At 62.5% G+C, this 26,437-nt stretch carries 30 protein-coding genes; 13 read left to right on the forward strand and 17 right to left on the reverse strand.

The window, feature by feature from the left end:
- Positions 1 to 6: 6 nt before the first annotated feature.
- Positions 7 to 546: a type 1 glutamine amidotransferase domain-containing protein gene (locus TK06_RS22860; protein ID WP_063323944.1), complete on the reverse strand. Its 540-nt coding sequence runs from the start codon at positions 544 to 546 to the stop codon at positions 7 to 9.
- Positions 547 to 779: 233 nt separating this feature from the next.
- On the opposite strand from TK06_RS22860, the gene TK06_RS22865 reads away from it, so the two are divergent.
- From TK06_RS22865 to TK06_RS22875, 3 genes are read left to right on the forward strand one after another with little or no spacing between them, the layout of a single operon-like run.
- Positions 780 to 1,595 carry an HDOD domain-containing protein gene (locus TK06_RS22865; RefSeq protein WP_203417446.1) on the forward strand — a complete coding sequence of 272 codons (816 nt, stop codon included), beginning with the start codon at positions 780 to 782 and terminating at the stop codon, positions 1,593 to 1,595.
- A gap of 30 nt (positions 1,596 to 1,625) precedes the next feature.
- Entirely contained in the window at positions 1,626 to 2,438 is an 813-nt protein-coding gene (gene mutM / locus TK06_RS22870) for a bifunctional DNA-formamidopyrimidine glycosylase/DNA-(apurinic or apyrimidinic site) lyase (protein ID WP_003206537.1), read from the forward strand.
- A gap of 52 nt (positions 2,439 to 2,490) precedes the next feature.
- Positions 2,491 to 2,811, forward strand: coding sequence for a hypothetical protein (locus tag TK06_RS22875; protein WP_063323946.1), 321 nt, complete (start codon positions 2,491 to 2,493; stop codon positions 2,809 to 2,811).
- Between the two features lie 162 nt (positions 2,812 to 2,973).
- Here TK06_RS22875 and TK06_RS22880 read toward each other — a convergent pair whose 3' ends face one another.
- From TK06_RS22880 to TK06_RS22900, 5 genes are all read right to left on the reverse strand, one after another.
- Entirely contained in the window at positions 2,974 to 3,225 is a 252-nt protein-coding gene (locus tag TK06_RS22880) for a YfhL family 4Fe-4S dicluster ferredoxin (RefSeq protein ID WP_060740180.1), read from the reverse strand.
- Between the two features lie 137 nt (positions 3,226 to 3,362).
- Positions 3,363 to 3,842: a pantetheine-phosphate adenylyltransferase gene (coaD, locus tag TK06_RS22885; protein WP_003177462.1), complete on the reverse strand. Its 480-nt coding sequence runs from the start codon at positions 3,840 to 3,842 to the stop codon at positions 3,363 to 3,365.
- A gap of 251 nt (positions 3,843 to 4,093) precedes the next feature.
- The gene (locus TK06_RS22890) at positions 4,094 to 5,689 is read right to left on the reverse strand and encodes a GMC family oxidoreductase (RefSeq protein WP_063323947.1); all 1,596 of its coding nucleotides are present in this window, start codon (positions 5,687 to 5,689) and stop codon (positions 4,094 to 4,096) included.
- A gap of 84 nt (positions 5,690 to 5,773) precedes the next feature.
- Complete coding sequence (locus tag TK06_RS22895; protein WP_063323948.1) at positions 5,774 to 6,319, reverse strand: hypothetical protein; 546 nt, start codon at positions 6,317 to 6,319, stop codon at positions 5,774 to 5,776.
- A gap of 27 nt (positions 6,320 to 6,346) precedes the next feature.
- Positions 6,347 to 7,777 carry a coniferyl aldehyde dehydrogenase gene (locus TK06_RS22900; RefSeq protein ID WP_063323949.1) on the reverse strand — a complete coding sequence of 477 codons (1,431 nt, stop codon included), beginning with the start codon at positions 7,775 to 7,777 and terminating at the stop codon, positions 6,347 to 6,349.
- Positions 7,778 to 7,925: 148 nt separating this feature from the next.
- Here TK06_RS22900 and TK06_RS22905 point away from each other — a divergent pair, with 148 nt between their 5' ends.
- Entirely contained in the window at positions 7,926 to 8,597 is a 672-nt protein-coding gene (locus TK06_RS22905; RefSeq protein ID WP_003206524.1) for a TetR/AcrR family transcriptional regulator, read from the forward strand.
- 34 nt (positions 8,598 to 8,631) lie between these two features.
- A complete protein-coding gene (locus tag TK06_RS22910; RefSeq protein WP_063323950.1) occupies positions 8,632 to 9,486 on the forward strand; it encodes a sulfurtransferase in 855 nt (284 codons plus the stop codon).
- A gap of 132 nt (positions 9,487 to 9,618) precedes the next feature.
- Here TK06_RS22910 and TK06_RS22915 read toward each other — a convergent pair whose 3' ends face one another.
- Genes TK06_RS22915 through TK06_RS22930 form a run of 4 tightly spaced genes read right to left on the reverse strand, consistent with a single transcriptional unit; the run spans position 9,619 to position 14,098 of the window.
- On the reverse strand, positions 9,619 to 10,617 hold the full coding sequence (locus tag TK06_RS22915; RefSeq protein WP_063325207.1) for a hydrolase: 999 nt from the start codon (positions 10,615 to 10,617) through the stop codon (positions 9,619 to 9,621).
- A 31-nt stretch (positions 10,618 to 10,648) separates the two neighbouring features.
- A complete protein-coding gene (gene rsmD / locus TK06_RS22920) occupies positions 10,649 to 11,260 on the reverse strand; it encodes a 16S rRNA (guanine(966)-N(2))-methyltransferase RsmD (RefSeq protein WP_063323951.1) in 612 nt (203 codons plus the stop codon).
- Complete coding sequence (locus tag TK06_RS22925) at positions 11,260 to 12,750, reverse strand: M16 family metallopeptidase (RefSeq protein WP_063323952.1); 1,491 nt, start codon at positions 12,748 to 12,750, stop codon at positions 11,260 to 11,262. The genes rsmD and TK06_RS22925 overlap by 1 nt, the downstream gene beginning before the upstream one ends.
- Positions 12,743 to 14,098 carry a M16 family metallopeptidase gene (locus TK06_RS22930; RefSeq protein WP_063323953.1) on the reverse strand — a complete coding sequence of 452 codons (1,356 nt, stop codon included), beginning with the start codon at positions 14,096 to 14,098 and terminating at the stop codon, positions 12,743 to 12,745. Before TK06_RS22930 ends, TK06_RS22925 begins: the two co-directional genes overlap by 8 nt.
- Positions 14,099 to 14,442: 344 nt before the next feature.
- On the opposite strand from TK06_RS22930, the gene ftsY reads away from it, so the two are divergent.
- The 4 genes from ftsY to rpoH all read left to right on the forward strand — a co-directional run bounded on the left by ftsY (position 14,443) and on the right by rpoH (position 18,530).
- The gene (gene ftsY / locus TK06_RS22935) at positions 14,443 to 15,876 is read left to right on the forward strand and encodes a signal recognition particle-docking protein FtsY (protein ID WP_063323954.1); all 1,434 of its coding nucleotides are present in this window, start codon (positions 14,443 to 14,445) and stop codon (positions 15,874 to 15,876) included.
- The gene (ftsE, locus tag TK06_RS22940) at positions 15,873 to 16,544 is read left to right on the forward strand and encodes a cell division ATP-binding protein FtsE (protein WP_003177474.1); all 672 of its coding nucleotides are present in this window, start codon (positions 15,873 to 15,875) and stop codon (positions 16,542 to 16,544) included. Before ftsY ends, ftsE begins: the two co-directional genes overlap by 4 nt.
- Entirely contained in the window at positions 16,541 to 17,563 is a 1,023-nt protein-coding gene (gene ftsX, locus TK06_RS22945) for a permease-like cell division protein FtsX (RefSeq protein WP_063323955.1), read from the forward strand. The genes ftsE and ftsX overlap by 4 nt, the downstream gene beginning before the upstream one ends.
- 112 nt (positions 17,564 to 17,675) lie before the next feature.
- Positions 17,676 to 18,530 (forward strand): RNA polymerase sigma factor RpoH, encoded by an 855-nt coding sequence (gene rpoH, locus TK06_RS22950; RefSeq protein ID WP_003177476.1) that lies wholly within the window; start codon positions 17,676 to 17,678, stop codon positions 18,528 to 18,530.
- A gap of 185 nt (positions 18,531 to 18,715) precedes the next feature.
- On the opposite strand, the gene mtgA is transcribed toward rpoH, so the two are convergent.
- Positions 18,716 to 19,438 carry a monofunctional biosynthetic peptidoglycan transglycosylase gene (gene mtgA, locus TK06_RS22955; protein WP_063323956.1) on the reverse strand — a complete coding sequence of 241 codons (723 nt, stop codon included), beginning with the start codon at positions 19,436 to 19,438 and terminating at the stop codon, positions 18,716 to 18,718.
- Between the two features lie 73 nt (positions 19,439 to 19,511).
- On the opposite strand from mtgA, the gene TK06_RS22960 reads away from it, so the two are divergent.
- From TK06_RS22960 to trmB, 4 genes are all read left to right on the forward strand, one after another.
- Positions 19,512 to 19,892, forward strand: a complete 381-nt coding sequence (locus TK06_RS22960) for a DUF423 domain-containing protein (protein ID WP_063323957.1) — start codon at positions 19,512 to 19,514, stop codon at positions 19,890 to 19,892.
- Between the two features lie 97 nt (positions 19,893 to 19,989).
- Positions 19,990 to 20,190, forward strand: a complete 201-nt coding sequence (thiS, locus tag TK06_RS22965) for a sulfur carrier protein ThiS (protein WP_018609493.1) — start codon at positions 19,990 to 19,992, stop codon at positions 20,188 to 20,190.
- A 54-nt stretch (positions 20,191 to 20,244) separates the two neighbouring features.
- The gene (locus tag TK06_RS22970) at positions 20,245 to 21,039 is read left to right on the forward strand and encodes a thiazole synthase (RefSeq protein ID WP_003177480.1); all 795 of its coding nucleotides are present in this window, start codon (positions 20,245 to 20,247) and stop codon (positions 21,037 to 21,039) included.
- Between the two features lie 9 nt (positions 21,040 to 21,048).
- A complete protein-coding gene (gene trmB / locus TK06_RS22975; protein ID WP_018609495.1) occupies positions 21,049 to 21,774 on the forward strand; it encodes a tRNA (guanosine(46)-N7)-methyltransferase TrmB in 726 nt (241 codons plus the stop codon).
- A gap of 144 nt (positions 21,775 to 21,918) precedes the next feature.
- Here trmB and TK06_RS22980 read toward each other — a convergent pair whose 3' ends face one another.
- The 6 genes from TK06_RS22980 to metX are packed head-to-tail and all read right to left on the reverse strand — an operon-like array spanning position 21,919 to position 26,280.
- Entirely contained in the window at positions 21,919 to 22,242 is a 324-nt protein-coding gene (locus TK06_RS22980; protein WP_003177482.1) for a DUF3392 domain-containing protein, read from the reverse strand.
- 21 nt (positions 22,243 to 22,263) lie between these two features.
- Positions 22,264 to 23,463: a radical SAM family heme chaperone HemW gene (hemW, locus tag TK06_RS22985; RefSeq protein ID WP_063323958.1), complete on the reverse strand. Its 1,200-nt coding sequence runs from the start codon at positions 23,461 to 23,463 to the stop codon at positions 22,264 to 22,266.
- The gene (gene rdgB / locus TK06_RS22990) at positions 23,460 to 24,056 is read right to left on the reverse strand and encodes an RdgB/HAM1 family non-canonical purine NTP pyrophosphatase (RefSeq protein WP_013694468.1); all 597 of its coding nucleotides are present in this window, start codon (positions 24,054 to 24,056) and stop codon (positions 23,460 to 23,462) included. The genes hemW and rdgB overlap by 4 nt, the downstream gene beginning before the upstream one ends.
- The gene (locus tag TK06_RS22995) at positions 24,053 to 24,487 is read right to left on the reverse strand and encodes a DUF4426 domain-containing protein (protein ID WP_063323959.1); all 435 of its coding nucleotides are present in this window, start codon (positions 24,485 to 24,487) and stop codon (positions 24,053 to 24,055) included. The genes rdgB and TK06_RS22995 overlap by 4 nt, the downstream gene beginning before the upstream one ends.
- Before the next feature lie 25 nt (positions 24,488 to 24,512).
- Positions 24,513 to 25,133, reverse strand: coding sequence for a methionine biosynthesis protein MetW (metW, locus tag TK06_RS23000; RefSeq protein ID WP_003206492.1), 621 nt, complete (start codon positions 25,131 to 25,133; stop codon positions 24,513 to 24,515).
- A 7-nt stretch (positions 25,134 to 25,140) separates the two neighbouring features.
- On the reverse strand, positions 25,141 to 26,280 hold the full coding sequence (gene metX, locus TK06_RS23005; RefSeq protein WP_063323960.1) for a homoserine O-succinyltransferase MetX: 1,140 nt from the start codon (positions 26,278 to 26,280) through the stop codon (positions 25,141 to 25,143).
- Between the last annotated feature and the right edge of the window lie 157 nt (positions 26,281 to 26,437).

Below are 26,437 nucleotides of genomic sequence, written 5' to 3' on the forward strand. Positions count from 1 at the left end.
CAGGTTTCAGGCGGACAACGCGCTGATCAACTCGCGGTTGAACGCCGGAATGTCATCGGGCTGACGGCTGCTGATCAATGTGCCGTCCTTGACCACTTCCTTATCGACCCAGTTCGCGCCGGCGTTGACCAGGTCATCCTTGAGGGTCTTGTAGCTGGTCATGGTCTTGCCCTTGACCAGCCCGCTCGACACCAGCAACCAGCCGCCATGGCAAATCACCGCAATGGGCTTGCCCGCCGCCTCGAAGCCCTTGACCAGTTTCTGGGCATCGGTGTCGATGCGGATGGTGTCGGAGTTCTGCACGCCACCGGGCAGCACCACGGCGTCGTACTGTTCGACATTGGCCGCCTTGAAGGTCAGGTCGATCCGAAAGTCGTCGGCCGGCTGGTCATGGTTCCAGCCTTTGACCTGGCCTTCGCGGGCCGAAACGATGTCAACTTTGACGCCGGCCTGTTCCAGCGCCTGTTGGGGGCCGGTCAGTTCGGCCTGTTCAAAGCCGTCGGTCACGAGGATGGCGACACGTTTGTTGTTCAGGGAGCCAGGCATGAAAAATCTCCTCAAGCTGAGTGGCTGGGTTGCCGACTCAAGCCTTATGCAGGCTTGGCTGTCGGCCCTGTAAGGTCCGAAGCCAATGCCTGAAGGAAAGTTCCGCCGATCTACCCGGCGGTGTATCGGATCCATCTTTAAGGGTTAGAATCCCCCGCCTGACACCGGAGTGTGTACTCATGTCCAAAGAGCTTTCCGCCGAACAGATCCAACAGTCCTTGCAAGGCATCAGCGTGCCGCCCCAGCCGCAGATCATGGTGGATCTGCAGATGGAGCAGTACATGCCCGACCCGGACCTGGAGACCATCGCCAAGCTGATCTCCCACGATCCTGGTCTTTCCGGGGCCTTGCTCAAGATCGTCAACTCGCCGTATTACGGCCTGCGCAACAAGATCACCTCGATCCAGCGCGCGGTGAATCTGTTGGGCAGTCGTTCGATCATCAACCTGATCAATGCGCAGTCGATCAAGGGCGAGCTGCACGACGACGCCATCGTGACCCTGAACCGCTTCTGGGATACCGCCCAGGATGTGGCGATGACTTGCCTGACCCTGGCCAAGCGCGTCGGCCTGGAGAGCGGTGACGAAGCCTATGCGCTGGGGTTGTTCCACGATTGCGGGGTGCCGTTGATGCTCAAGCAGTTCCCCAACTACATGGGCGTGCTGGAAGAGGCCTACGCCAATGCCAACGCCGAGTGCCGGGTAGTGGACACCGAGAATCGCGAGTTCAACACTAACCATGCGGTGGTCGGTTACTACACTTCCAAATCCTGGCGCCTGCCGGATCACGTCAGCCAGGCCATCGCCAACCACCACAATGCCCTGGCGATTTTCAGCGACGAGTCTTCACGCAATAACAGCCAGTTGAAGAATCTGCTGGCGATCCTGAAGATGTCCGAGAACATCTGTGCGTCCCACCGGGTGCTCGGCAATCAGGCCGAAGACCACGAGTGGGATTGCGTCGGGAGCCTTGTGCTCGATTACATCGGGTTGTCGGAATACGACTTCCAGACCCAGAAACAGGAAATTCGCGACCTCGCCACTCGTTGAGTGCGGGGCTTCGCCTGACTCGAGAGCCTCATGCCAGAACTGCCGGAAGTCGAAACCACCCGTCGCGGAATCGCGCCCCATCTTGAAGGCCAGCGGGTCAGCCGTGTGGTGGTCCGCGACCGCCGCCTGCGCTGGCCGATCCCGGAAGATCTCGACGTGCGGCTTTCGGGCCAGCGCATCGTGCAGGTGGAGCGGCGGGCCAAGTACCTGTTGATCAATGCCGAGGTGGGCACGTTGATCAGCCACCTGGGCATGTCCGGCAACCTGCGCTTGGTGGAAGTCGGCATGCCGGCCGCCAAGCACGAGCACGTGGACATCGAGTTGGAATCCGGCCTGGCCTTGCGCTACACCGACCCTCGCCGCTTTGGCGCGATGCTCTGGAGCCTTGACCCGTTCAATCACGAGTTGTTGATTCGCCTTGGTCCCGAGCCGTTGACCGACCTGTTCGATGGCGAACGGTTGTTCCAGCTCTCGCGGGGGCGGTCCATGGCGGTCAAGCCGTTCATCATGGACAACGCGGTGGTGGTGGGGGTGGGCAATATCTACGCGACCGAGGCCCTGTTCGCCGCCGGCATCGACCCGCGCCGGGCCGCCGGAGGCATTTCCCGGGCGCGTTACCTGAAGCTGGCGATCGAGATCAAGCGCATCCTCGCCCATGCCATCGAGCGCGGTGGCACCACGCTGCGGGACTTTATCGGCGGGGATGGCCAACCCGGCTATTTCCAGCAGGAACTGTTCGTCTACGGACGGGGCGGGGAGCTGTGCAAAGTCTGCGGCACGGGGCTGCGGGAAATCCGCCTGGGCCAGCGCGCCAGCGTCTGGTGTCCACGCTGTCAGAGCTGATTTGTCCTACGGTCTATAGTCAGTAGTACTGATTTAGCCGAAGGATCGCCCGATGAGACTGCTTCGACCTGTCGTTCTAGCGCTGCTGCTGAGTGTCGGTTTGCCTGCCCTGGCAAGCGATGGCAGCGGCGACCCGCGCTACACCATCCAGAACCCGCCGGCCTTCGCCATGCTCGGCGACCTGCTGATTGCTCGTCCGCTGCTGCTCGCCGCCACGGTGATTGGCGCCGGGGCATTCGTAGTGTCGTTGCCCTTTACCGCGCTGGGCGGCGGGGTCGGGGATGCGGGGAAGGCGTTGGTGGTGGACCCGGCGAAGGCCACGTTTGTGCGGTGCCTGGGGTGTATCGGGGAGGGGTTTGAGCGGCAGGAGTGAGGCAGGCAGTTGAATCTTGGGTGTTGCTGCTGGCTTCATCGCGAGCAAGCTCGCTCCCACAGGGGCTTTGCTTCAGGCACAAGTGGTGTAAACACAGCAGATCCCTGTGGGAGCGAGCTTGCTCGCGATAGGGCCCGCACAGACCCTACAGAATAATCTGGCTCAATCCTTACCCGTAATCTTGCGATATTTCGCCATCAACTGCTCTTCAGTTTCCGGATGAGCCTCGTCCAGGGGGATGCAATCCACCGGGCAGACCTGTTGGCACTGGGGTTCGTCGTAATGGCCGACACACTGGGTGCACAAGTTCGGGTCGATGACGTAGATCTCTTCGCCTTGGGAAATGGCCTCGTTCGGGCATTCGGGTTCGCAGACGTCGCAATTGATGCAGTCGTCGGTGATGATCAGGGACATGCGGGCTCCTGCCGGGGCGTTGGGCCCGGGCATATGAAAAACGTATGGGCGCAATTGTGCCGCATTGGCGAGCGCAGTGCACGCGGGCGCGATGGACTGCGCTGTGCCGGGCTGCGCAGCGGGTCGCAGCCCGCGGGTTATTTCTTGAAGCGCAGGGTCAGCGCATCGGCCACGGCCGGGTGGACGAACTTGGTGATATCACCGCCCAACGCCGCGATTTCCCGGACCAGGGTCGAGGAAATGAAGGAATAACGCTCCGACGGCGTCAGGAACAGGCTCTCGACGTCCGGTGCCAGTTGGCGGTTCATGTTGGCCAGTTGGAACTCGTACTCGAAGTCCGAGACCGCCCGCAGGCCGCGCAGGAACACATTGGCGTTCTTTTCCTTGGCAAAGTGCGCCAAAAGCGTCGAGAAGCCGACCACTTCCACGTTGGGCAGGTGCTTGGTGACCTCGCGGGCCAGTTCCACACGTTGTTCCAGCGGGAACAGCGGGTTTTTCTTCGGGCTGGCGGCGACGGCAATGATCACGTGGTCGAACAGGCGCGCGGCGCGTTCGACCAGATCGCCATGGCCCTTGGTAATAGGGTCGAAGGTACCTGGGTACAACACTCGGTTCATCGCGTCGTCCTGGCGGGAGTCCGTTGGGGAGTCGGATGGTATCGCAGCCTTCTCGGTCGGCCAAGTCGGCTGTTGCGTAAGAAAGCACTATAGACGGTGCGAATAATCCGGATATTCAGATGTTCGGTAAGCCCGTGGCGAGGGAGCTTGCTCCCGTTTGAGCGCGAAGCGCTCACAAAATGGGTCTGCTGCGCAGCCCAGCGGGAGCAAGCTCCCTCGCCACGGGTTCGTTGTTTTTCTCAATAAATGGTTCATGGGTTTTTCAGGCGTTCGGCCAGGGCCGTCGCTAATTGCGCGGTCAGCCCGTACACCGATAATTGCGGGTTGGCGCCGATGCTGGTGGGGAACAGCGAGCCGTCATGGATCGACAGGTTGCCCAGTTGGTGATGGCGGCCAAGGCTGTCGGTGACAGCGGTTTTCGGGTCTTCCCCCATGGCGCAACCGCCCATCACGTGGGCGCTGCCCAGGCGTGTGCGGTACAACGCCAGGTCGAGTCCGTCGATCAGTGTGCGGGCTTCGGCCAGGGTCTTAACGTAGCGGGCATCGCTGTGCAAGGGCATGACCGCCTTGGCGCCGCCGGCAAACTGGATCTCGGCCATGCTGTGGAAGGCCCGGCGCAAGCCATCCCAGGCATACGGCGTAACGGGATAATCGAGCACGGGCGTGCCGTCGCTGCGCAATTCGACGCTGCCGCCGGGGCTGTCCGGATGAAAGCCGTCGCGCAACAGTGCCAACATGGCGTGGGTATGGGGCAGTCGGGACATGTGCAACGCGTTCTCGGGACCGAACCCGCCCAATAGCGTCGCGGCCAGGGCCGGGTGCAAGGGCGGGACTTCAAGCTTGTAGGACATTTTGCCGGTGGTGCCGTCCTGCCATTGGAAATGATCCGAATAAATCGATTGCGGCGCGCCGTAGAACGGGTTGATGACCTCGTCGAATTGCCCGGCGGACATGTTCACCAGATGCAGGAAGGTGCGTTTGCCCAGGCGTCGATGTGGATCCGGTGCATCGGAGCGCAGCAGCAGGCCTGGGCTGTTGATGCCGCCGCCCGCCAATACATAGTGCCGCGCCTTGACGGTGATGCGCCGCCCTGTCGGCGCCACGCAACGCTCGTCCATGGCTTGGCACTCGAGGCCGATGACGGCATCGTTTTTGATCGTCAGACGCTCGGCCCGCGCCAGGTAAAGCAGCGCGCCGCCCTTGTCCAGCGTAGCCGGGATGGTGGTGACCAGCATCGACTGCTTGGCGTTGGTCGGGCAGCCCATGCCGCAATAGCCCAGGTTCCAGCAGCCGCGTACGTTGCGCGGGATGACGTGCCAGGCGTAGCCCAATTGTTCACAACCTTTGCGGATCACGTCGTTGTTGGCATTGGGCGGAATCAGCCACGGCGCCACGCCCAGGCGTTGTTCCATCTGCGTAAACCAGGGCGCCATTTCAGCGCGGCCGTGGCCTTTTACGTTGTGCTCGGCAGCCCAGTGGTCGAGGGTCTGGTCGGGCGTGCGGAAGCTGGAGGTCCAATTGATCAGCGTCGTGCCGCCGACGGCCCGGCCCTGGAGAATGGTGATGGCGCCGTCCTTGCTCATGCGCCCCAGGCCTTCCTGATACAGGCTGCTGTAGGCCTGGTCTTCGAGCAGCGTGAAGTCATGACTGGTCTTGAGCGGACCTTCCTCGATCAGCAACACGCGGTAGCCGGCGGCACTGAGGATTTCTGCCGTGGTGCCGCCGCCAGCACCGCTGCCGACGATGGCCACGTCCGCTTCCAGGGTCAGGTCCTGGGTCAGTTGCGCACCGTTGTAGGTGGTCCAGCCACGGGCCAGGCCTTCGCGGAAGGGATCGGGTACGGGCATGTGCAGGGCTCTCTTATTATTATGGATGGACGATGAAGAACCCTGTGGGAGTGGGCTTGCTCCCACAGGAGTTGGGCCTGGCTTTCAAATCTTGGGCGGTCCTGGATACCCGCAGTGCGCCCAGGCTTCGGATTGGGTGTACCAGGCCATCATCACCAGTTGCAGCAACGAGCTATGGCCTTGACGCAGCAGATCCAGCGAACTGTTTTCCCACCGCCCGAGGAACTGGTGGATGTCATCGGCGCTGGCGTTTTCCCACGAGCCCCAGACCCCGGTCAGCGGCCCACGGGTAACGCCCAGCGTGAGCACGTCGAACAACTGGCGCGTGAGTTTGAGCAGGGTGGGGGACAAGTGGGCCAGGCTGCTGTCCAGGCTTCGCAGGGTCGCGTCCGTGGCGGTGCTGATCTGTCCGGCGGCCACTGCGCCGTCCAGCATCACGGGGATGACGCTGCGTAAAAATGGCAGGTCGCTGTCGCGCAGGGCCGCCAGGCCGTTGCTCGGTTGGCTGGGCGAACAACCGCTCAAGCTGGCGCCCAGGCCGACGGTGGCCAGGAAGGCGCTGGCGCCGAGGCTGAACCTCAGCAGGCCGCGCCGTGACAGCGCGGGTGTATCGGTGAGGCTTGGGTTCATTATTGTTATTACCCGGGAAGAGACGCGTCAGCGGACAAACAGCTTCTGGATCAGTTTCTGCAAAGGCTTGCCGTAGGGCGGATAAATCAGCTTCGCGGCGTTGAATCGTTGTTTGGTCAGCACGCCCTTGGCCTTGCTGAAGGTCAGGAAACCCTCATGTCCGTGGTAATGCCCCATTCCCGAGGGCCCGATGCCGCCGAACGGCAAGTCGTCCTGGGCGACGTGCAGCAGCGTGTCGTTCAGGCAGACACCGCCGGAATGGGTTTCATGGAGTACACGGTTCTGTTCGGCCTTGTTGTAGCCAAAGTAGTAGAGCGCCAGCGGGCGGGGGCGCTGATTGATGTAGGCAAGCGCCTGATCCAGATTGTCATAGGGCACGATGGGCAGCAGCGGGCCGAAGATCTCGTCTTGCATGACGGTCATCTCGTCGCTGACGTTGAGCAGCAGGCTGTGGGCCATGCGGCGGTCCTGGCCCTGGTCGAACAGTTCGATCAGCAGCGCGCCCTTGCTGGTGGCGTCGCTGATGTAGCCGTTGAGTCGCGCCAGCTGTCGTTCGTTGATGATTGCTGTGTAGTCCGGGTTGTTCGCCAGGGTCGGATAAAACCCGCGTACCGCCTCGCGATAGGCCTCAACGAACTCGCCGACGCAATTCTGCGGTACCAACACGTAGTCCGGGGCGACACAGGTTTGCCCGGCATTCAGGGTTTTGCCGAAGGCAATGCGTTCGGCGGCATCCTTGATGGGGACATCGACCGACACGATGGCCGGCGATTTCCCACCCAGCTCCAGAGTGACCGGGGTCAGGTTTTCGGCAGCGGCCCGCATGACATGCTTGCCGATGCTGGTGGCGCCGGTGAACAACAGGTGATCGAAGGGCAGCTTGGAAAACGCCATGCCGATTTCCGCCTCGCCAAGCACCACGCAGACCAGGTCCTGGGGGAAGACCCGGGCCAGCAATTGCTTGAGCAGCAAGCCGGTCGCCGGTGTCGATTCGCTGAGCTTGAGCATCACCCGGTTGCCCGCGGCCAATGCCCCTACCAGCGGCCCGATGGCCAGGAACAGTGGGTAGTTCCATGGCACGATGACGCCGACCACGCCCAACGGCTGATAGATCACTTTGGCCGATGCCGGTTGAAAGGCCATGCCCACCTTGCGCCGGGAGGGTTTCATCCAACCCTGGAGATGTCGGCTGGCGTAATGGATGCCGTGCAGGCTCGGCATCAGCTCGGCCAGCAGTGTTTCGTCGGCGCTGCGGTGGCTGAAATCCTGGCTGATGGCGTCGATCACGGCTTGTCGTTCGTTGCTCAATACCTCGCGCAGTGCCTTGAGCCATTGTCGGCGCTGTTCGGCCGGTGGCATTGGATGGGCGGCGTAGGCCTGGCGCTGGGCAACGAAGAGCGACCGCAGCTCGTCCAGTTGTTGTTGAGACTCGTGCAGGTAGGCAACGTCGGCAGGCATCGTCGGGCACCGGATATTATTAGAGTGGGTGTTTTCTAGAGCTTATACTCTAAAAAGTCAATGGCATCCGTAACGGCGATGGGTTTTTCCTGTGACCGATAGGTCGTAAGATGCCGATCAATGCCTTCGTCGAATTAAAGCCCAAACCATGGCCCCACGAATGAAAACCAGCGAGCGCATCGTGCAAAACAGCCTCGAGCTGTTCAACCAGCAAGGCGAGCGCAGCGTCAGCACCAACCACATTGCCGCCCACATGGACATGTCCCCAGGCAACCTCTATTACCACTTCCCCAACAAGCAGGCGATCATCGCCGTGCTGTTCAGTGAATACGAGAACCTGGTGGACAGCTTCCTGCGCCCGCCCCAGGGCCGTGCGGCCACGGTGGAGGACAAGCGCTTCTATTTGCAGGAGCTGCTGGCGGCCATGTGGCGCTACCGTTTTCTGCACCGGGACCTGGAACATCTGCTTGACAGCGATCCGGACCTGGCGGCGCGCTATCGACGGTTTTCCCAGCGCAGCCTGATCCACGGCACCGCTATTTATGAAGGCTTCGTTGCCGCCGGCATCCTGAAAATGGACCGGGTGCAGATCGAGTCCCTGACCCTCAATGCCTGGATCATCCTCACGTCCTGGGTGCGGTTCCTGTGCACCACGCGGGAAAACTTCAGCCACCTGAGCGAGCAGGCCATCAAGCGTGGCGTGTATCAGGTACTGGTGTTGGAGGCCGGTTTCGTGACCGATCAGGCCCGCGAAGAAGTGGATGCACTGTTCAAAGAGTATTACGTCCCCCTGGCCCAGACCCTGGAGGAAGGGCAGTAGGACCGACCCCCCGACTTAGCCACAGGAGTTCACCATGCCCATTGCGCAACTCATCAGCCCTCAAGCCCTCGAAGAGCGGCGATCACGGCCGGGGCTGGTCATCCTCGATTGCCGTTTTGCCCTGGAAGACCCGGATTATGGCCAGCGCAGTTATGCCGAGGGCCACATCGCCGGTGCGTCGTTCGCAGACCTTGAGCGCGACTTGAGCGGGGCGGTGACCAAAGGCGTGACCGGGCGTCATCCGCTGCCGGAGCCGGGGGCCTTGATCGAGCGCCTCAAGGCCTGGGGGATCGATAACGACAGTGATGTCGTGCTGTACGACGACGGTCCCGGCGCCTATGCCGCGCGGGCCTGGTGGTTGCTGGCCTGGCTGGGCAAGCGCGATGGCGTGTACATCCTCGACGGTGGGCTCAAAGCCTGGCATGCCGCCGGCTTGCCCTTGAGCCTGGATCCGCCGCAGAACAGTCGCGGGAACTTCAGCGGGGCACCGGATGCGAGCTTGGTGCTCAGCGCCCAAGCGCTGCAACAACGCCTCGGCCAACCGGACATGACCCTGCTGGATGCCCGGGCGTTGCCGCGTTTCAAAGGTGAAGTCGAGCCCATTGACCCGATAGCCGGGCATATCCCGGGCGCCCAGTGCGCGGCGTTTGCCGATAACCTGGGCGCCGATGGGCGCTTCCTGCCGGCCGACCAGCTCAAGCAGCGCTTCGCCGAAAAACTGGGCGAGCGTTCGCCCACCGACCTGGTGGCCTATTGCGGCTCCGGCGTGACGGCGTGTCATAACCTGTTTGCCTTGTGCCTGGCCGGGTATCCCTTGGGGCGGTTGTACGCGGGCTCGTGGAGCGAGTGGATCACTGATCCCCAGCGGGGCGTGGCGAAGGGCGAGTGATGTGATTGGCCAGGGCGCTTTTGTGTGGCGAGGGAGCTTGCTCCCGCTGGGCTGCGAAGCGGCCCCCCTCAGGTGAGTGCTGCGCACTCAAGCGGGAGCAAGCTCCCTCGCCACAGAAAACCAAGCCACGGTTCAGCCCCGACCCAGATGGGCCAGCCAATCGGGAATCCGCCGCTCCAGGTAATACCCCGGGCGCCGCAGGGTTCCGTCGACAAACCCCACATGCCCGCCCCGGGCGTGCAGTTCAATCCGGGTCGAGGCGGATAATTCGTCCGGTTCTGGCAGGCTGTGAGGGAACACAAAAGGATCGTCGGCGGCCTGGATGACCAGGGTCGGCGTGCAGATGCCCGCCATGAAATAACGGCTGGAGGCACGGCGGTAGTAATCCGCGGCATCGGAGAACCCGTGCAGTGGCGCCGTCACCCGGCCGTCGAAGTCCCAGAAGGTGCGCATGTTTTCCAACGGGCCAAGCGCTGCCAGGGTTGCCAGGCCTTCGTGGCGTCCGTCGTGCTGGAACTGACGTTGCTTGTTGCGCACATAGGCCACGAGCTGGCGCATGAAATGCGCCTGGTAGAACCTGGAGAATCCTTGGCCGATGCGGTCGGCACACTGGTCGAGGCGAAACGGCACCGAGACCGCCACCGCCCCTTGCAACTGGCTGTCGCGGCCGGTTTCCCCCAAATGCTTGAGCAGCACATTGCCGCCCAGTGAATAACCCACCGCAAACAGCGGTGCCAGGGGGCGTCGGGCGCGCAAATGGGTGATGGCGGCGGCGAGGTCTTCGCTGACGCCCGAGTGGTAGCTGCGGGGCAGCAGGTTCGGCTCACCCGAGCAGCCACGCCAGTTCAAGGCCGCACTGGCCCAACCCTGGCGACCGAGAGCCTGTTGCAGTCCGGCCACGTAAGGCGAGTTGGAAGAACCGGTCAGGCCGTGAAGCACCAGCACCAGTGGTGCCTCGGCGCTGTGGGGGCCGTGCCAGTCAAGGTCGAGGAAATCACCGTCTTCCAGCCACAGGCGCTCGCGTTGGCGCTCGATGTGTGTGGTCTTGCGCCATAGCGGGCCCCACAAAGTCTGCAGGTGTGGGTTGCCAAGGCCCGGGGCGGGGACGAAACGCTCAGATGCAGCGGACATCATTATTGTTCTCGATGCACTGGTCAGCCGTTCAGTCAATGTCCTTTGCCAAACGCTGCCACAACGCGTAATACACCCGTCCGGATTTCTGCTCGCGATGCAAGCGCCAATTGCCCGGCAAGCCCAAGGTGGACGGGGCGGTCTCGCTTTCAGTGTAGACCCAGGCATCCTCGGCCAACCACTGGCGTTCCTCGAGCAAGGTGCAGACCGTCGGCAACAGGTTTTGGTTGAAAGGTGGGTCGAGGAACACCAGGTCGAAAGGCGTTGCCGGTTGGCTGTCCAGGTAGCGCAGGGCGTCGGCGGTCTGCACCTGGCCGACGGTGCAGCGCAGGGTGCCCAAATGTTCTTTCAGGCTGGAGACGGCCAGGTTGCTGGCGTCCAGCGCCTGGCCCATGGAGGCGCCACGGGACAGGGCCTCGAGAAACAGCGCGCCGCTGCCGGCGAACGGGTCGAGCACCCGGGCACCCGCCACGTAGGGTGCGAGCCAGTTGAACAGGGTTTCGCGCACGCGGTCCGGGGTGGGGCGCAGGCCCGGGGCATCCGGGAAGCTCAAGCGCCGGCTGCGCCATTCGCCGCCGATGATACGCAACTGGTTCACACCGTTATGCACGGGTTTCTTGCTGGAATTCGATGGGCGGGCCATTAGTGCTCCGGAACTCCGAGCGGCTGCTCGGCAGGTTTGTCAGTGGGGGGCGGCAGCGGCTTTTGCGGCACGCTCGGGCCGGCGGTGACGATGACCATTTTGTCGGTGCTCAGGTGCTTGTTCAGCGCGGCCTTGACCTGATCGACCGTCAGTTCCTGGGACTGACGCATGAAGTCCTCCAGGTAGCTCAGCGGCAAGTCATAGAAGCCCATGGCGCCGAGCTGGCCGACGATGTCGGCATTGCTGGCGGTGGACAGCGGGAAACTGCCGGCCAACTCACGCTTGGCGTCGTCGAGTTCTTTCTGGGTCGGACCGTTCTTGAGGTAGTCGGCGAACACGTCCTGCACCAGTTTCAAGGTACCTTCGCTCATCTCGGCACGGGTCTGCAGGTTGATCATGAACGGGCCCCGGGCCTGCATCGGCGTAAAGCCGGAATACACACCGTAGGTCAGGCCACGTTTTTCCCGCACCTCGGTCATCAGTCGGGTACCGAAACCACCGCCGCCAAGAATCTGGTTACCCAGGGACACGGCGGCATAGTCCGGATCATCGCGGTCGATGCCCAGTTGCGCGAGCATCAGGTTGGTCTGCTTGGACGGGAACTCGATGTGGCCGATGCTTGCCTTCGGTTCCACCGGTGGCGGGGTTTTCGCCAGGGCTGGGCCTTTGGGCAGCGCGGCGGAGACCTGGCTGGCAATCGCTTCGGCTTCGACACGGGACAAGTCCCCCACCAGCGCGATCACGGCGTTGCCGGCGGCGTAGGCCTTGGCGTGGAAAGCTCGGGCCTGGGCCAGGGTGATCGGTGGAATGCTGTCTGCAGTGCCGTCGCTGGAGTGGGCATAAGGATGATCGCCGTACAGGCGCTTCATCAGTTCCAGGCCGGCCAGTTTGCCTGGGTTCTGTTTCTGGTATTCGAAACCGGCGAGCATCTGGTTCTTGATGCGGGCGAAGGAGTCGGCAGGAAAGGTCGGTTTGCCGACGACTTCGGCGAACAGCTTCAATGCCGGCTCACGCTTGTCGGCTGCGCTGAGGCTGCGCAGGGACGCCACGGCCATGTCTCGGTAGGCGCCGTTGCCGAAGTCTGCACCGAGGCTTTCGAAACCTTGGGCAATGGCGCTGACGTCCTTGCCGGCCACGCCTTCGTTGAGCATGGCGTTGGTCAGCAGCGCGAGGCCGGGAGCATCGCCGTCCTGGCTACTGCCGGCGGCGAAGGTCAGGCGCAGATCGAACATTGGCAATTCGCGGGCTTCGACGAACAGTACCTTGGCGCCGTCGGCGGTTTTCCAGGTTTGCACGTCGAGCTGGCGGTGGCTGGGGGCTTTACCGTCCAGTTCCGCCAACGATTGCAGCTTGTTGCCGGACTTGGCGTTATCCAATGCCTGGCTGGCGGTGACGTCGGTGGCCGGCGACAGATAGAACGCCAGGGAGCCGGCCAGGGCGATGAGCGCCAGGCCGATCAATGCCGGGCGCCGTGATTTGCGCTCACTCATGAGCTTTCTCCTCGGGCAGGACATGCGCAACGCTCAGGCGCGAGCGGGTGAAATACAGCTGGGCTGCCTTCTGGATATCTTGTGGAGTCACGCTTTGCAGTTCAGCGAGTTCGGTGTCCATCAGCTTCCAGGACAAACCGACGGTCTCCAGCTGGCCGATGGCGGTGGCCTGGCTGGTGATCGAGTCGCGCTCATACACCAGGCCAGCGATGACCTGGGCGCGCACACGCTCCAGCTCTTCGGCGGTCGGCGCGGTGGTCTTCAGTTGATCGAGCAAGCGCCAAAGCCCTGCCTCGGCCTGGGCGATGGTTTTGTTTTTCTGCGTGTTGGGCGTCGCCGACAACGTGAACAACGTGTCGCCACGGGTGTAGGCGTCGTAGCTCGACGAACCGCCGGACACCAGCTCTTCGCCGCGCTCCAGCTGGGTCGGGATCCGCCCGCTGTAGCCGCCGTCCAACAGGGCCGAGATCAGCCGCAGCGCATTGACCGAACCCTTATCCGTCGCGGTGGCGATGCTCGGGACATTGAAGGCCAGCATCACGCTGGGCAGTTGGGTCTGCACATGCAGGGTGATCTGGCGCTCGCCGGGTTCGGCCAGCTCCAGGGGGATTTTCGCGACGGGCACCGCGCGCCGTGCAATCGGGCCGAAATAGCGCTGGGCCAGGGTCTTGACCTCGTCCGGCGTCACGTCGCCGACCACCACCAGGGTCGCGTTGCTCGGGGTGTACCAGGATTCGTACCAGTGACGCAGCTCCTCGACGGTCATCCGGTCCAGGTCGGCCATCCAGCCAATGGTCGGCGTGTGGTAGCCGCTCGCCGGGTAAGCCATGGCCTGGAAGCGCTCGTAGGCCTTGGACATGGGCTTGTCGTCGGTGCGCATGCGGCGCTCTTCCTTGATCACTTCGATCTCGCGGCTGAACTCCTCCGGCGGCAGGCGCAGGCTGGCCATGCGGTCGGCTTCCAGTTCGAAGGCCACGCCCAGGCGGTCGCGGGCCAGCACCTGGTAGTAGGCGGTGAAGTCGTCGCTGGTGAAGGCGTTCTCTTCGGCACCGAGGTCGCGCAGGATCAGCGACGCTTCGCCGGGACCGACTTTTTCGCTGCCCTTGAACATCATGTGCTCAAGGGCGTGGGACAAACCGGTCTGGCCTGGCGTTTCGTAGCTGGAGCCAACCTTGTACCAGACCTGGGACACCACCACCGGCGCACGATGGTCTTCGCGCACGACGACTTTCAGGCCGTTGTCGAGGGTGAATTCGTGGGTGGGTTGTGGATCGGCAGCCAAGGCTGAAAAGGGCAGACAAACTGTGCTGAGCAGCAGGCCTGCGGCGCGGCGGGCAAGAGCATTCATTCGTGTTTAAACCTGTTGGGTTGCCTGCTTGGCCTTAGCCTCAGCAGGCGAGGAGGTGCTAGGATACTGATCCGTTTTACTGGCGGCCACGCCTATCGGGCCTTTTATCGGCCCGGGGTTGTCTGGGTTCCCCGGAGAAATGTCGGGTTTACTCGTTGATCCCGGCGTTTTCGCCGATGATGCCGTACCAGTCCTTCGAAAAAATCGACTTTGGGGCGTCCTGGGGACGCTTCGACAAAATGTTGCGCGTGAACAAGCTGGATGAAACGCAGTCTGTTCAGCATTGAATATTTATCACCGAGGCGCCCTTGTGGCGCGTCGCTACCGTGAGATAGCCGTCCTCCATGTTTGGTTCCAACGACGACAAGAAGACCCCAGCTGCGGCTGGCGAGAAAAAAGGCCTGTTCGGATGGCTGCGCAAGAAGCCGCAGGAAACCGTCGTCGAACAGCCACAACCGCTGCCTGAATCCGCCGCCGAGGCAGTGGCCGAAGCAACCGCGCCCATCGTCCTGCCGATTGCCGAGCCGGTGCTGCAACCGGTCGAGCCTGAGCCCGTTGTCGAGCCGGTGGCCGAGCAGCCGCTGACCCCGCCCGCCGAGCAAACCCCCTGGCTGACCTTGCCGGTGGCGGAAGAACCGGTCGCGCTGGTCGAGGAAACGGCGCCGCATGTCACCCCGCCGATTCCAGCGCCGACGCAGGTTGTCGAGGCGCCAGTGGTCGACGCGGTCATTGAGCCGCCGGTCGCCGTCGTTGCGCCCGTGGTTGCGCAAGCCGCACCCGAGTCGGCACCTGCGCTGTTGGAAACCATCGCCCCCGTCGAGCCCGTCCGTAGCACCGAGGAAAACAAGGTCGGTTTCTTCGCCCGCCTCAAGCAGGGCTTGTCCAAGACCAGCGCCAGCATCGGCGAAGGCATGGCCAGTCTGTTCCTGGGCAAGAAAGTCATTGATGACGAATTACTGGAAGACATCGAGACCCGCCTGCTGACCGCCGACGTCGGTGTAGAGGCTACCTCGGTGATCATCCAGAGCCTGACCCAGAAGGTCGCGCGCAAGCAGCTGACCGACGCCGATGCACTGTACAAATCCCTGCAGGGCGAGCTGACCAGCCTGCTCAAGCCGGTGGAAAAACCGCTGGTTATCGCCTCGCAGAACAAGCCGTTCGTGATCCTGGTCGTCGGTGTCAACGGTGCTGGCAAGACCACTACCATTGGTAAGCTGGCCAAGAAGCTGCAGCTCGAAGGCAAGAAAGTCATGCTGGCCGCCGGCGACACCTTCCGCGCCGCCGCCGTCGAACAGCTGCAAGTGTGGGGCGAACGTAACAAGATCCCAGTGATCGCCCAGCACACCGGCGCCGACTCCGCTTCGGTGATCTTCGACGCCGTGCAGGCCGCCAAGGCCCGTGGCATCGATGTGCTGATCGCCGACACGGCCGGTCGCCTGCACACCAAAGACAACCTGATGGAAGAATTGAAGAAGGTGCGCCGGGTGATCGGCAAGCTCGACGCCGACGCACCCCACGAAGTGCTGCTGGTGCTGGACGCCGGTACCGGCCAGAACGCCATCAACCAGGCCAAGCAGTTCAACCAGACCGTTGAACTGACCGGGCTGGCCCTGACCAAGCTCGACGGCACCGCCAAGGGCGGGGTGATTTTCGCCCTGGCCAAGCAATTCGGCCTGCCCATTCGCTACATCGGTGTGGGTGAAGGCATCGACGACTTGCGCACCTTTGAAGCCGAGCCCTTTGTCCAGGCACTGTTTGCCGAACGGGAGCATTCATGATTCGTTTCGAACAGGTCGGTAAACGCTATCCGAACGGTCACGTCGGCTTGCATGAGCTGAGCTTTCGGGTCCGTCGGGGCGAGTTTCTGTTTGTCACCGGCCATTCTGGCGCCGGTAAAAGTACCTTGCTGCGCCTGCTGCTGGCGATGGAGCGGCCCTCCACCGGCAAGCTGCTGCTGGCCGGCCAGGACCTGAGCACCATCAGCAATGCCCAGATCCCCTACCTGCGGCGGCAGATCGGCGTGGTGTTCCAGAATCACCAGTTGCTGTTCGATCGCACCGTGTTCAACAACGTCGCGTTGCCGTTGCAGATTCTGGGCCTGTCCAAGGCCGAGATCATCAAGCGCGTGGACTCGGCCCTGGAGCGGGTGGCCCTGTCGGACAAGACCGACCTGTACCCGGGCGACCTGTCCACCGGCCAGCAACAGCGCGTCGGCATCGCCCGCGCCATCGTCCATCGCCCGGCCTTGCTGCTGGCGGACGAACCCACCGGTAACCTCGACCCGCGCCTGGCGGCGGAGATCATGGGCGTATTCGAAGACATCAATCGCTTGGGCACCAGCGTGCTGATTGCCAGTCACGACTTGGCGTTGATCGCGCGTATGCGTCACCGCATGCTCACGTTGCAGCGTGGACGCCTGATTGGTGACGGGGAGGCTGGCGTATGAGTGCTACTCGCAGCCCGAAAGTGGCCGAACGCGTGGCCCCGAAGGCCTCCGATCCGCAGCCGCAAAAGAAAAAACGCGACGATGACGACGGGCCGGACTTCGCCACGCTGCTGCGCGCCTGGATCGAAAGCCATCGCGCCAGCCTGCTGGACAGCCTGCGGCGCCTGGGCAAGCAACCCATTGGCAGCTTCTTTACCTGCATGGTGATGGCGGTTGCCCTGAGTCTGCCCATGGGGCTGTCATTATTGCTGAACAATGTGGAGCGCCTGGGCGGTTCCTGGCAGCGCGCGGCGCAGATTTCCCTGTACCTGCAGATGGACGCGAGCCCCGGTGAAGGCCAGGCGCTGCGCGAGCAGATCAAGGCCATGCCGGGCGTAGCCGATGCCGAATACATCGGGCGCGAACAGGCGCTTGAGGAGTTCCAGCAGCAGTCTGGCCTGGGCGAAGCCCTCAAGGAACTGCCGGAGAATCCGCTACCGGGCGTGGTGCTGGTGACGCCGAATGAGGTCGACAAGCCGACCCTTGAAGCATTAAGACAAAGACTTTCCGAGTTGCCGAAGGTACAACAGGCGCAACTTGATCTAGTCTGGGTCGAGCGTCTTGCGGCGATCCTCAAGCTCGGCGACCGGTTTGTCTTCGGTCTGACGGTGCTGCTGGTTTCTGCATTACTTTTGGTGATAGGCAATACCATTCGTCTTCATATTGAAAACCGCCGCACCGAGATAGAAGTGATTAAACTCGTCGGCGGTACGGACAGTTATGTACGCAGGCCCTTCCTTTATATGGGGGCGCTGTATGGCTTCGGTGCCGGGATTCTATCCTGGGGCGTATTGGCGTTTGGCCTGGACTGGCTGAACGATGCGGTTGTGGGGCTGGCCGGTTTGTACGGCAGTGATTTTGCGCTGGCCGGAGTGCCAGTCGCCGACGGTCTATCGCTCTTGCTTGGCGCGGTGCTGTTGGGTTATATCGGTGCATGGATTGCGGTCGCACGCCACTTGCGTGAGCTTGCGCCAAAATAGAGTTTTTTGCGCGTATTGACCTTTCGGTTTTTGTGGGAACTTGTCCTACGGTTCCCGGTCAATTTTCGCAGTGCTGAACTGCACGAGTTATGTGAGTCGGAGGTTTTTTCGTATGACCACTTCTTTGCAACCTGCTTATGCTCTGGTCCCGGGTGCGAACCTGGAGGCCTATGTGCACACGGTGAACAGCATCCCCTTGCTGACCCCCGAGCAGGAGCGTGAACTGGCCGAGAGTCTCTATTATGAGCAGGATCTTGAGGCGGCTCGGCAGATGGTGCTCGCCCACCTGCGTTTTGTCGTACATATCGCCCGCAGCTATTCCGGCTACGGGCTGGCCCAGGCCGACCTGATCCAGGAAGGCAACGTCGGCCTGATGAAGGCGGTCAAGCGCTTCAACCCGGAAATGGGCGTGCGCCTGGTGTCGTTTGCCGTGCACTGGATCAAGGCGGAAATCCACGAGTTCATCCTGCGCAACTGGCGCATCGTGAAAGTCGCGACCACCAAGGCCCAGCGCAAGCTGTTCTTCAACCTGCGCAGCCAGAAGAAGCGCCTGGCCTGGCTGAACAACGAAGAAGTCCACCGCGTGGCTGAAAGCCTGGGCGTAGAGCCGCGGGAAGTGCGCGAGATGGAAAGCCGCCTGACCGGCCATGACATGGCCTTCGACCCGGCCGCCGAAGCGGACGACGACAGCGCTTTCCAATCGCCGGCCAACTACCTGGAAGACCACCGGTACGACCCGGCACGTCAACTGGAAGATGCCGACTGGAGCGACAACTCCAACACCAACCTGCACGAAGCCCTGGAAGTGCTGGACGAGCGCAGCCGCGACATCCTCTACCAGCGCTGGCTGGCCGAGGAAAAAGCCACGCTGCACGACCTGGCGCAGAAGTACAACGTGTCGGCCGAGCGGATTCGTCAGCTTGAGAAGAGCGCGATGAACAAGCTCAAGGTGTCGATTGCGGCTTGACCTGCGATAGCAGCCATAAAAGCGCCCCGATCAGCGATGATCGGGGCGTTTTTGTTTGTGTGATCGTTCCCACGCTCTGCGTGGGAATGCCTCCACGGACGCTCTGCGTTCGGCTCTTGAGGGGACGCGGAGCGTCTCAGGCTGCATTCCCACGCGGAGCGTGGGGACGATCATAAAGCGAGTGGCTACTGCGCCCAAGGCGCTCGCCGCGAATCATTGAGCCCCAGCAAATAACTGTCGCCCCCCAACTGGCTCATCTGCTGGCGAATCCAGCTCGCCCTGCGCAGCACGTAAGGGCTCGGCCGGCTGGCGCTCCATTTCCGCGGGTTAGGCAAGACCGCCGCCAACAGGCTGGCCTGCTGCCGGGACAACGCGTCGGCGCTGACGCGAAAATGATGCCGTGCTGCGGCTTCGGCCCCGAACACGCCGTCATCCCACTCGACACTGTTGAGGTACACCTCGAGGATTCGCTGCTTGGGCCAGAACACTTCGATCAGTGCGGTGAACCAGGCCTCGAGCCCCTTGCGCAACCAGCTGCGGCCCGACCACAGGAACAGGTTCTTGGACACTTGCTGGCTGAGGGTGCTGGCGCCGCGAATCGAACCGCCACGGCCGTTGTGGGCGAACGCCGCCTGGATCGCGCCGATGTCGAAGCCCCAATGCTCGGGGAATTTCTGGTCTTCGCCAGCAATCACTGCCACTTTCAGGCTATCGGAGATCTGGTCCCAAGGCTGCCAGGTGCGCTGCAGGTCGATCGGTTCGCCGCCGAACCAGGATTCAACCTTGCGCTCGATCATCAGCGCCGTGAACGGTGGCGGCACCACGCGAAACAACAGCACCAGCACAACACTGCCGACGGCGAACCAGAGCAGGGCTTTAACGAATCGTCGAAACAGTAAACGCAGCATAGAGATGGCTTGGCCGAACCCGTCGAGCGGGCCATTATACAGACCCTGCCCACCGAGTCTGATTGGAGTTCTCATGTTGCGTAGCTTTCTGATGCTGGCTGCTTTTTTCGGCTTCACGGGCGTGGCACTGGGAGCATTTGCCGCCCACGGCCTGAAAAACCGCCTGAGCGCCGAGTACCTGGCGATTTTCCACACCGGGGTCACCTATCAACTGGTGCATACCCTGGCGTTGCTGGGCGTTGCGCTGCTGGCCACGCACATCCCCGGGCGCATCGTCACTTGGGCCGGGGTCTCCTTTGTGGTGGGCATCCTATTGTTCTCCGGCAGCCTTTACCTGTTGACGCTTACGGGCATCAGCAAGCTGGGCATCATCACGCCGTTCGGCGGCGTGGCCTTCCTGGTCGGTTGGCTGTGCCTGGGGCTAGCGGCCTGGCGCCTCCAGCTTGCCGCTTGAAGCTTGCCGCTTGTAGCTCTCCCTGACCAAGGGGCTTGGGTCCCCCAGACTGATCGGGCTAGAATGCCAGCCCCTAAAAATGATGACGGCATCCGGCATGCGCATTCAGTTGAACGGCGAACCCCTTGATCTGCCCGACGGTGAAACCGTTGCGGCCCTGCTGACCCGTCTGGAACTCACCGGACGTCGTGTGGCGGTGGAACTCAATCTGGATATCGTCCCGCGCAGCCAGCACGCCGAAACCACCTTGAACGACGGCGACAGCGTCGAAGTGGTCCACGCCATCGGCGGCGGCTAGTCGCCTCGGTTTCGCAGCCTTTCGCAAGAACCTCACCCCAACAGAGGATTTCCCATGAGCATCGTTCGTAGCGACAAGCCCTTCGTCCTGGCCGGTCGTACCTACCAGTCGCGCTTGCTGGTAGGCACCGGCAAATACCGCGACATGGAAGAAACCCGCCTGGCCATCGAAGCCTCGGGCGCCGAAATCGTGACCGTCGCCGTGCGCCGGACCAACATCGGCCAGAACCCGGGCGAACCGAACCTGCTGGATATCCTGCCGCCGGATCGCTACACGATCCTGCCGAACACCGCCGGCTGCTTCGATGCCATCGAGGCCGTGCGCACCTGCCGCCTGGCCCGTGAACTGCTCGACGGCCACAACCTGGTGAAGCTGGAAGTGCTGGCGGACCAGAAAACCCTGTTCCCCAACGTGATCGAAACCCTCAAGGCCGCCGAAACCCTGGTCAAGGAAGGTTTCGACGTGATGGTCTACACCAGCGATGACCCGATCATCGCCCGCCAGTTGGCGGAAATCGGCTGCATCGCGGTCATGCCGCTGGCCGGCCTGATCGGCACGGGCCTGGGGATCTGCAACCCGTACAACCTGCAGATCATCCTGGAAGAAGCCAAGATCCCGGTGCTGGTGGATGCCGGTGTCGGTACCGCCTCCGACGCCACGATCGCCATGGAGCTGGGTTGCGAAGCGGTGTTGATGAATTCCGCCATCGCCCACGCCCAGCAGCCGATCCTGATGGCCGAAGCGATGAAACACGCGATTGTCGCCGGTCGCCTGGCGTACCTGGCTGGCCGCATGCCGAAAAAACTTTACGCCAGCGCCTCCTCGCCGCTGGATGGTCTGATCAAGTAAGAGCCATTGATGACTGAATCGAACGACACGCCGGTCCTGCCGGAAGAAGGCGAAGAGCGCCAGCACCGCCGCATCAAGAGTTTCGTGATGCGCGCCGGGCGCATGACTGAAGGCCAGCAGCGCGGCCTGGAGCAGGGTGCGCCGCTGTTTGTCCTGCCGCTTGCCGATGCGCCGGTGGATTTTGACCAGGTGTTCGGCCGCTCGGCCCCGCGCTCGCTGGAAATCGGCTTCGGCATGGGCCATTCGTTGCTGGAAATGGCCGCCGCTTCGCCGGAGCAGGATTTCATCGGTGTGGAAGTCCACCGTCCCGGTGTCGGTGCGCTGCTCAACGGCGTGCTGACCCAAGGGCTGACCAACCTGCGGGTCTACGATTGCGACGCCATCGAAGTGCTCAACCGCTGCGTGGCCGACAACAGCCTCGACCGACTGATGCTGTTCTTTCCGGACCCTTGGCACAAAAGCCGTCACCACAAGCGCCGTATCGTCCAGGCGTCGTTCGCTGAGCTGGTGCGCAGCAAGTTGAAGGTCGGTGGTGTGCTGCACATGGCCACGGACTGGGAACCCTATGCCGAATACATGCTGGAAGTGATGAATGTCGCCCCGGGTTATCGCAACCTGGCCGAGGACGGCAAGTGCGTCCCGCGCCCGGCTGAACGGCCGATCACCAAGTTCGAGCGCCGTGGCGAACGGCTGGGACATGGGGTTTGGGATTTGAAGTTCGAGAAGTTGGCGTAAAGCCCGAAGATCCTGTTGAAATGGGATCTCCTGTGGGAGCGAGCTTGCTCGCGATGGCGGCATAGCAGTCAACATTGATGTTGGATGTTATGGCCCCATCGCGAGCAAGCTCGCTCCCACAGTTGTTTTGTGGTGTCTGAGGGATCAGCGACGATCCGCCACCACGCCAATCAACACCAGCACCACCAACAACACCGGCGCCAGGCTGTAGTTGTTGAACTGGCTCAAGCCCCGGACGACCCACGGCGTGGCATAGATCAGTGCCGCGCCGCTGCCGATCATGCACAGCAGGGCGATCAACGGTACGCGCAAGGCGCCGGCGATGCTGCCCAGGCGTTGCTCGACCCAGCCCTTGATGTCGGCACCAAACAACACCAGCAGGCAGCCCACCAAGGCCAGGGAGATTTCCGACAGGTTGCTGCGGCTCCAGCGGGACACGGTGGCGAGCAGGTCGAGTACCAGATCCATTCGATTTCCTTGTTTGGGTAATTAGCTCAAAAATGTCTGCAGCAAGTCGTTGAGAAACAGCTGTCCGCGCTCGGTGGCCGCCAGACGTGTCGGTTCGACCTGCAACAGCCCGCTTTGTTCGGCCTCGCGCCGGCCTTCGGCCAGGCTTTGCAGGGGCAGGCCGGTGCGCTGCGCAAACAGTTGCGCGTCAACGCCTTCGGTCAGGCGCAGGGCGTTCATCAGGAACTCGAACGGCAGCTCTTCGTTGGTCAGCGTTTTCTCCCCTGCCAGGAAGCGCTTGGCCGGGTTGAGATAGTCCTTGGGCAGGCGGGTCTTCCAGGTGCGTACGATGCGCCCGTCTGGATGGCTGAGCTTGCCGTGGGCACCGGCACCGATGCCGATGAAGTCGCCGAAACTCCAATAATTGAGGTTATGCCGCGCCGCCCGACCGGGTTGGGCGTAGGCCGAGACTTCGTATTGAGCGTAGCCGTGCTCGGCCAGCAGGGCTTGCCCGGCTTCCTGGATGTCCCACAGCGTGTCGTCTTCGGGCAAGGTCGGCGGCTGGTTCCAGAACACCGTGTTCGGCTCCAGCGTCAGTTGGTACCAGGACAGGTGGGTCGGCTTCAAGGCGATGGCTTGGCTCAGGTCGCCCAGGGCGTCGTCGAGGGACTGGTCGGGCAGGCCATGCATCAGGTCCAGGTTGAAGTTATCGAACCCGGCCTGACGGGCCATGCCGGCGGCGCGCACCGCCTCGTCACCGTTGTGGATCCGTCCCAGGGCCTCGAGCTTGGCCTGCTGGAAGCTCTGGATGCCGATGGACAGGCGATTGATGCCCAAGGCCCGGTAAGCGACGAATTTTTCTTGCTCGAAGGTGCCGGGGTTGGCTTCCAGGGTGATTTCAATGTCCTGGGCGAAGGGTATCCGCGCCTCGACACCCTTGAGCAACCGCCCCAGGGCTTGGGCGCTGAACAGGCTCGGGGTGCCGCCACCAAAAAAGATCGAGCTCAGCGGGCGACCATGGGCCGCATGCAGATCCTGGTCGAGGTCGGCCAGCAAGGCGTCGACATATTCCTCTTCCGGCAACTGCGGGCTGGCGGTGTGGGAGTTGAAGTCGCAATACGGGCATTTGCGCACGCACCACGGGATGTGGACGTACAACGCCAGGGGCGGCAGCACTGGCAGTGGCACCCGAGGTGTTTGTGCACCGCCGTGAATCAGCGGTGCGGGAGAATCAATGGTCATTGCAGGCCCAGGCGTTGACGCAGCAGGGCCATGGCGCGGGCGCGGTGGCTCAGCTGGTTTTTTTCCACCGGGCCCAGTTCGGCGCTGGAGCAATTGCGCTCCGGCACCCAGAACAACGGGTCATAGCCAAAACCGTGCTCGCCGCTGGCTTCGGTGAGAATGCGCCCGTGCCACAGGCCTTCGCAGAGGATCGGCAGCGGATCATCGGCATGGCGGACCAGGGCCAGCACACACACGAACTGCGCGCCGCGCTCGGCTTCGGGCACGTCCTTGAGGGCGTCGAGCAGCTTGGCGTTGTTCGCCGCGTCACCTTTGCCGTCAGCGTAACGGGCCGAGTAAATGCCTGGCGCGCCGCCCAGGAAGTCCACGGCCAGCCCGGAATCGTCGGCCAGCGCTGGCAGGCCCGAGATGCGTGCGGCATTGCGGGCCTTGAGGATGGCGTTCTCGACGAACGACAGGCCGGTTTCTTCCGGTTCCACCTGGCTGAACTCACCAATCGAGCGTAACTGCACCGACCCGCCGAGCATGGCCTGCAGTTCCTTGAGTTTGCCGGCGTTGTGGCTGGCCAGTACGAGTTGGGTGAAATTGATCATTGGCCCGGGAACAGTTCCTGGTTGAAGTTGATGGTGTTGATCTTGTCGCCGGTTTTCACCTTGATTTCAAAGGTGCGGGTTTCCTGTTGGTCCACTGGATACTGGGCGATGTAATAGATCGCGCCTTGTTCGGTGATCTGGCGGAAGGAGAGGGGGACTGTCTTGCTGGTCAGGTCCTTCACCGTGCCGCTGACGTCGGCGATCAATGGCTTGCCGCTTTTGATCACCGAGACATTGATCACGCCTTGGTTCTTGCTGCGAATCAGCTCGGCAGCCTTGGCGATATCCGGCGTCAGGAAGGTGGAGTTGAAGGTGTTGTAGTGCACGGTGATATCACCGAACACTTCCTTGCGCTCGCCCTTGATAGCGTCGGCGGCCATGGCGCCAACGCTCAGGCAAGCGGTGATGAGAAACAACGCTAGACGGTTCATGTCGTGCTCCTGGTGAGGCCGGGGCTCACACCGCGACCTGATAATCGGTAAGGCCTGGGCTGCTGACCCGATAGATGCCTATTTCACCTAACAGATTAGGCCATAGCTTGCTGGCCCACCCGTGGCGGTGCTGCTGGTCCACGGCCAGGCGATCGATGACCTTGGCTTCACGCTCGCGGCACAGCGCTTCGAAATCCTCGAAGGTGCAGAAGTGGATGTTCGGCGTGTTGTACCAGGTGTAGGGCAGGAACTCCGAGACCGGCATGCGGCCTTTGCTCGCCAGGTACCAGCGGCAACGCCAGTGGCCGAAGTTGGGGAAGGTGATGATGCACTGGCGTCCAACCCGCAGCATTTCGTCGAGGATCTTGTCCGGGTAGTGCACCGCTTGCAGGGCTTGGGTCATGACCACGATGTCGAAGCTGTTGCTGGCAAAGTTGCCCAGGCCCTTGTCCAGGTCCTGCTCGATCACGTTGATGCCCTTGGCGACGCACTCGGCAATGTTGTCCGGGTCGTTTTCCAGGCCGTAGCCGCTGACTTGCTTGTTGTCCCGCAGCCAGGTCAGCAGTTCGCCGTTGCCGCAGCCCAGGTCGAGCACGCGGCTGCCGGCGGGGATCCATTCCTGGATGATTTCCAGATCGGCTCTCATGGCGTCCTCACAGCGTTATACGGTTCATGTAGTTGCCGAACGCCTGCAGGTAGCGCGGGATCGGGATCAAAAAGGCGTCGTGACCCTGGGGCGCGTCGATTTCCAGGTAGCAGACGTCCTTGCGCGCGGCCATCAGCGCGTCCACCAGCTCCCGCGAGCGCGCCGGGGAGAAGCGCCAGTCGGTGGTGAACGACATCACGCAGAACTTGGCGGTGGCATTGGCGAAGGTTTTCGCCAGGTTATCGTCGAAGTTTGCTGCCGGATCGAAGTAGTCCAGTGCCTTGGTCATCAACAGGTAGGTGTTGGCGTCGAAACGCCCGGAGAACTCTTCACCCTGATAACGCAGGTAGCTTTCGACCTGGAACTCGACGCTGTGGAAGTCGTAGTTGAGCTTTTCGCTCTTGAGGCCACGGCCGAATTTCTCGCCCATGGAGTCGTCGGACAGGTAGGTGATGTGCCCGACCATCCGCGCCAGCATCAGCCCGCGCTTGGGGATCACGCCGTGTTCCTGGAACGAGCCGCCGTGGAATTCGGGATCGGTGAGGATCGCCTGGCGCGCCACTTCGTTGAAGGCGATGTTCTGCGCCGACAGCTTGGGCGCCGAGGCGATTGCCAGGCAGTGGCGCACGCGGTCCGGGTAGGTGATGGTCCACTGCAAAGCTTGCATGCCCCCCAGGCTGCCGCCGATCACGGCGGCCCACTGGCCGATCCCGAGGCGGTCGGCCAGGCGTGCCTGGCTGTGGACCCAGTCTTCCACGGTCAGCACCGGGAAGTCGGCACCGAAAGGTTTGCCGGTGTCCGGGTTGAGGCTGCTGGGGCCGGTGGAGCCGTTGCAGCCGCCCAGGTTGTTCAGGCTGACCACGAAGAACTTGCTGGTATCGATGGGCTTGCCCGGGCCGATGCAGCTGTCCCACCAGCCGGGCTTGCGGTCGTCGACGCTGTGGTAGCCGGCGGCGTGGTGATGCCCCGACAAGGCGTGGCAAATCAGCACGGCATTGCTCGCCGTGGCATTGAGGGTGCCGTAGGTTTCGTAGATCAGGTCATAGGCTGGCAACGAACGGCCGCAGGCCAGGGCCAGGGGCTCGCTGAAATGCGCCATTTGCGGCGTCACCAGACCAACGGAATCGGGGGGAAAGGCAGCTGGCATCGACCCTGCTCGCGTTGAAATGAGGCGTAAGTCTAAAGACCGCTGTGGCAGGCGGCAAGCAACGGGCGGCGCTGATTGTTTCTTGAGTGAAAACCCTGTGCCGGATGAGTTTCCTTGTGGCGAGGGAGCTTGCTCCCGCTGGGGCGCGAAGCGGCCC

The sequence above is a fragment of the Pseudomonas fluorescens genome, assembly GCF_001623525.1.
In the GTDB taxonomy this organism is placed as follows: domain Bacteria; phylum Pseudomonadota; class Gammaproteobacteria; order Pseudomonadales; family Pseudomonadaceae; genus Aquipseudomonas; species Aquipseudomonas fluorescens_Q.

Bases quoted from the DNA above. Each gene is read 5' to 3' on its own strand.
- TK06_RS22860 (WP_063323944.1), bottom strand. From the start codon at position 546: ATGCCTGGCTCCCTGAACAACAAACGTGTCGCCATCCTCGTGACCGAC.
- mutM (WP_003206537.1), top strand. From the start codon at position 1,626: ATGCCAGAACTGCCGGAAGTCGAAACCACCCGTCGCGGAATCGCGCCC.
- TK06_RS22875 (WP_063323946.1), top strand. From the start codon at position 2,491: ATGAGACTGCTTCGACCTGTCGTTCTAGCGCTGCTGCTGAGTGTCGGT.
- TK06_RS22880 (WP_060740180.1), bottom strand. From the start codon at position 3,225: ATGTCCCTGATCATCACCGACGACTGCATCAATTGCGACGTCTGCGAA.
- coaD (WP_003177462.1), bottom strand. From the start codon at position 3,842: ATGAACCGAGTGTTGTACCCAGGTACCTTCGACCCTATTACCAAGGGC.
- TK06_RS22890 (WP_063323947.1), bottom strand. From the start codon at position 5,689: ATGCCCGTACCCGATCCCTTCCGCGAAGGCCTGGCCCGTGGCTGGACC.
- TK06_RS22895 (WP_063323948.1), bottom strand. From the start codon at position 6,319: ATGAACCCAAGCCTCACCGATACACCCGCGCTGTCACGGCGCGGCCTG.
- TK06_RS22900 (WP_063323949.1), bottom strand. From the start codon at position 7,777: ATGCCTGCCGACGTTGCCTACCTGCACGAGTCTCAACAACAACTGGAC.
- TK06_RS22905 (WP_003206524.1), top strand. From the start codon at position 7,926: ATGGCCCCACGAATGAAAACCAGCGAGCGCATCGTGCAAAACAGCCTC.
- TK06_RS22910 (WP_063323950.1), top strand. From the start codon at position 8,632: ATGCCCATTGCGCAACTCATCAGCCCTCAAGCCCTCGAAGAGCGGCGA.
- TK06_RS22915 (WP_063325207.1), bottom strand. From the start codon at position 10,617: ATGTCCGCTGCATCTGAGCGTTTCGTCCCCGCCCCGGGCCTTGGCAAC.
- rsmD (WP_063323951.1), bottom strand. From the start codon at position 11,260: ATGGCCCGCCCATCGAATTCCAGCAAGAAACCCGTGCATAACGGTGTG.
- TK06_RS22925 (WP_063323952.1), bottom strand. From the start codon at position 12,750: ATGAGTGAGCGCAAATCACGGCGCCCGGCATTGATCGGCCTGGCGCTC.
- TK06_RS22930 (WP_063323953.1), bottom strand. From the start codon at position 14,098: ATGAATGCTCTTGCCCGCCGCGCCGCAGGCCTGCTGCTCAGCACAGTT.
- ftsY (WP_063323954.1), top strand. From the start codon at position 14,443: ATGTTTGGTTCCAACGACGACAAGAAGACCCCAGCTGCGGCTGGCGAG.
- ftsE (WP_003177474.1), top strand. From the start codon at position 15,873: ATGATTCGTTTCGAACAGGTCGGTAAACGCTATCCGAACGGTCACGTC.
- ftsX (WP_063323955.1), top strand. From the start codon at position 16,541: ATGAGTGCTACTCGCAGCCCGAAAGTGGCCGAACGCGTGGCCCCGAAG.
- rpoH (WP_003177476.1), top strand. From the start codon at position 17,676: ATGACCACTTCTTTGCAACCTGCTTATGCTCTGGTCCCGGGTGCGAAC.
- mtgA (WP_063323956.1), bottom strand. From the start codon at position 19,438: ATGCTGCGTTTACTGTTTCGACGATTCGTTAAAGCCCTGCTCTGGTTC.
- TK06_RS22960 (WP_063323957.1), top strand. From the start codon at position 19,512: ATGTTGCGTAGCTTTCTGATGCTGGCTGCTTTTTTCGGCTTCACGGGC.
- thiS (WP_018609493.1), top strand. From the start codon at position 19,990: ATGCGCATTCAGTTGAACGGCGAACCCCTTGATCTGCCCGACGGTGAA.
- TK06_RS22970 (WP_003177480.1), top strand. From the start codon at position 20,245: ATGAGCATCGTTCGTAGCGACAAGCCCTTCGTCCTGGCCGGTCGTACC.
- trmB (WP_018609495.1), top strand. From the start codon at position 21,049: ATGACTGAATCGAACGACACGCCGGTCCTGCCGGAAGAAGGCGAAGAG.
- TK06_RS22980 (WP_003177482.1), bottom strand. From the start codon at position 22,242: ATGGATCTGGTACTCGACCTGCTCGCCACCGTGTCCCGCTGGAGCCGC.
- hemW (WP_063323958.1), bottom strand. From the start codon at position 23,463: ATGACCATTGATTCTCCCGCACCGCTGATTCACGGCGGTGCACAAACA.
- rdgB (WP_013694468.1), bottom strand. From the start codon at position 24,056: ATGATCAATTTCACCCAACTCGTACTGGCCAGCCACAACGCCGGCAAA.
- TK06_RS22995 (WP_063323959.1), bottom strand. From the start codon at position 24,487: ATGAACCGTCTAGCGTTGTTTCTCATCACCGCTTGCCTGAGCGTTGGC.
- metW (WP_003206492.1), bottom strand. From the start codon at position 25,133: ATGAGAGCCGATCTGGAAATCATCCAGGAATGGATCCCCGCCGGCAGC.
- metX (WP_063323960.1), bottom strand. From the start codon at position 26,280: ATGCCAGCTGCCTTTCCCCCCGATTCCGTTGGTCTGGTGACGCCGCAA.